Source organism: Kribbella sp. (genome assembly GCF_035655035.1).
Taxonomy (GTDB): domain Bacteria; phylum Actinomycetota; class Actinomycetes; order Propionibacteriales; family Kribbellaceae; genus Kribbella.
This window is the reverse complement of sequence record NZ_DASRVN010000560.1, coordinates 1-2,482: the sequence shown is the minus strand read 5'-3', so window position 1 is coordinate 2,482 and position 2,482 is coordinate 1. Positions and strand designations below refer to the sequence as shown.

Here is a 2,482-nt window from a genome sequence, read left to right as displayed (position 1 = left end):
ACCGTGTCCCGGGCCCTGAACGGCAAGCCGACGGTCGATCCGGACCTCGCCGAGCGGGTCCGGGTGGCGGCGGCCGAGCTCGGGTACCAGCCGAACGGCCCGGCGCGGAACCTGCGCCGCCAGGAGGCCGCGGTGGTCGCGCTGATCATCTCCGACGTGGAGAACCCGTTCTTCACCGCGATCGCGCGCGGCGTCGAGGACGTGGCGCACGAGGTCGGGTACTCGGTCGTGCTGTGCAACTCCGACGAGAGCGCGGCCAAGGAACGCCGGTACCTCGACGTCGCGCTGCAGGAGCGGGTGGCCGGGGTGATCCTGTCGCCGAGCGGACCGGAGTCGTCGGTGGCGAAACTGGCGTTCCGGGGTACGGCGTACGTCGCGGTCGACCGGCCGCTGCCCGCGGCGGACAGCGACGTCGTCCTGGTCGACACCCGCGCGGCCGCCCGGGAGGCGACCGCGCATTTGGTTGCCCAGGGCTACGAACGGATCGGCTGCGTCACCGGGCCGTCCGGCGTACGGACCGCGGACGACCGGCTGGCCGGGTACCGGGACGCGTTGAAGGCGGCCGGGCGGCGCAGTACGACCAAGCTGGTACGCCGTACCGAGTTCAAGGCGGCCGGTGCGCACAAGGCGGCGGTCGAACTGCTCGCGCAGCCGGAGCCGCCGGACGCGTTGCTGGTGGCGAACAACGCGATGGCCGTCGGCGTACTGCAAGCCCTGCAGGAGCGCGGCGCCCGGGCCGGGCGCGACGTCGGTCTGGTCACCTTCGACGACGCGCCCTGGGCCGCCCTCGTCGACCCACCACTCACGGTCGTCGCCCAGCCGGCGTACGAGATCGGCACCGCCGCGGCCCGCCTGCTGCTCGCGCGGATCGCCGACAACACCCGCCCCGCCACCACGACCACCCTCGCCGCCCGCCTCATCCCCCGGGCCAGCTCCCACCGCTGACCCGGGGTGGAGCGGTCAGCCGTTGGGGTTTTCCTCGGCGTAGATCTTGGCGGCGTTGGACGGGTCGATCAGGCGGGTGGGGAGCGTCTGGGTCTTCGGGATGGTGCCGCAGTTGATCAGGATCTTCTTCGCGGCGGCGATCGCTTCCTTGCCGTTCGTCGGGTACGTGAAGGTCGCGGACAGCCGGCCCTGCTCGACCGCCTTGATCCCGCCGGACGGGATCGGCAGCGCGTCGATGCCGGTGAACTTCATCTCCTTCTCCCGGCCGACCGCCTTCGCGGCCAGGTACGCGCCTTCGGCCATCGGGTCGTTGTGCGAGAACACCACGTCGATCTTCGGGTTCGCCTTCAGCAGCGCGTCCATCTGCGACTGGCCCTTCTCCCGCAGCCAGTCACCGCTCGCGCTCGCGATCACCTTGACCTTCGGATTGCCCTTGATGCCCTCGACGAAGCCCTCGTGCCGCTCGGCCTGCGGCGTCGCGCCGGCCAGACCCTTCAGCTCGACCACGTTGCCGCCGTTCGGTAGCAGCTTCTCCGCGATGTACTTGCCGGCCTCGCGCCCGATCTGCACGTTGTCCCCGCCGATGAACCCGGTGTACGCGTCGCCCTCGACCTTCCGGTCCAGCACGATCACCGGGATGCCCTTGTCGTACGCCTTCTTCACCACAGCGGTCAGCGGCTTCGCCTCGTTCGGGCTGATGATCAGCAGGTCGATCTGCTGGGTGATGTAGTTCTCCACGTCCGCGACCTGCTTGGCGTTGTCCTGCGCCGCGTCCGCGAACTTCACGTCGAACTGCGGCACGTCCTTGGCCGCGTTCTTGATGTCGTCGTCCATCCGCTGCCGGTACGGCTCGGCGACGTTCGCCTGGCTCATCCCGATCGTGTACTTCCCGTCGGCCCCCTTGCAGGACTTGGACGCGCCGGGCGACCCACCGGCGGTTCGCTCGTTGGTGGTCCCACAGCCGGCCAGCACGAGGGCGGCAACAGCTGCTGCAGCCAACGGGATTCTCACAGAACGCATGACGGAACCTTCCTTACGAGGTGGGGCGGAGCCGTTGCAGCGCGGCGGCGGCAACGATCACCAGTCCCTTGATCAGGAGCTGGATGTTGGAGTCGATGTTGTTCAGGGCAAGGATGTTGTTCAGTACGCCGAGCAGCAGCGCGCCGGCCACCGTCCCGGCCACCGAACCGCGACCGCCCGCGAGACTGGTACCGCCGATCACCACCGCGGCGATCGCGTCCAGCTCGTAGCCGATACCGTCGTTCGGGCTGCCCTGGTTGAGCTGGACGGCGTGCACGATGCCGGCCAGCGACGCGAGCAACCCGCAGATCGCGAACACCGCGACCTTCACCCGGACCACCGGTACGCCGGACAGCCGCGCGGCCTTCTCGTTGCCGCCGACCGCGTACAGGTGCCGGGAGAACGCGCTGACCCGGAGGAACACCACCGCGGCGGCCGCGACCACCGCGAAGATGATCACCGGGATCGGCACCAGGCCGCCGAAGGTGCGTTCGCCGAGCAGCGCGAACGATGCGGG

General features: G+C 70.0%; 3 protein-coding genes. 1 reads left to right on the top strand and 2 read right to left on the bottom strand.

Features of this window, described 5'->3' with window-relative positions; translation table 11 throughout:
- The coding region (locus VFF46_RS30115) for a LacI family DNA-binding transcriptional regulator (RefSeq protein ID WP_325040615.1) at positions 1 to 945 on the top strand (945 nt) is incomplete at its 5' end.
- Between the two features lie 15 nt (positions 946 to 960).
- Here the strand turns inward: VFF46_RS30115 and VFF46_RS30110 are convergent.
- Positions 961 to 1,965, bottom strand: coding sequence for a substrate-binding domain-containing protein (locus tag VFF46_RS30110; RefSeq protein ID WP_325040614.1), 1,005 nt, complete (start codon positions 1,963 to 1,965; stop codon positions 961 to 963).
- Between the two features lie 13 nt (positions 1,966 to 1,978).
- On the bottom strand, positions 1,979 to 2,482 hold a 504-nt coding region (locus VFF46_RS30105), incomplete at its 5' end, for an ABC transporter permease (RefSeq protein WP_325040613.1).

Coding starts and splice junctions, on each gene's coding strand:
- VFF46_RS30110 (WP_325040614.1), bottom strand. CDS start 1,965: ATGCGTTCTGTGAGAATCCCGTTGGCTGCAGCAGCTGTTGCCGCCCTC.